Below are 352 nucleotides of genomic sequence, written 5' to 3'. Positions count from 1 at the left end.
CAAGCAAGCCAATGAGATTATACGTAAGGCTGCTGCTTTTTTCGCCCAGGCGGAGCTCGACCGCTGACTAAAATCATGATTCAATTCATCGACGATCATAAGAATAATTATGGGGTCGAGCTGATCTGTAGAGTATTACCGATTGCCCCGTCAACTTATTATCGTGCTCAAGACTTAAGCGACAACCCACACAAGCGTTCACTGCGCAGTCAGCATGACGACTATTATCTCAGCGAGATTAAACGTATTTGGCAGGACAGTAAATGCCGTTATGGTGTGCGTAAAGTCTGGCAGCAGATGAAAGCTGACGGGTTAAAGGTTGCTCGGTGTACCGTAGAGCGATTAATGAAGC

1 pseudogene and 1 other annotated feature are annotated in these 352 nt (G+C 46.3%); the pseudogene reads left to right on the top strand.

Annotated elements, in window-relative coordinates:
* Positions 1-352: pseudogene (locus tag ACT3QP_RS15120) on the top strand (IS3 family transposase); the annotation flags it as partial.
* Positions 34-150, top strand: a sequence feature (AL1L pseudoknot). (Overlaps the previous pseudogene by 117 nt.)

It is taken from the genome of Psychrobacter sp. AOP7-B1-24 (genome assembly GCF_052376215.1).
Classification (GTDB): domain Bacteria; phylum Pseudomonadota; class Gammaproteobacteria; order Pseudomonadales; family Moraxellaceae; genus Psychrobacter.
The sequence above is the reverse complement of the archived record's forward strand: the minus strand, read 5'-3'. Positions and strand labels throughout refer to the sequence as shown.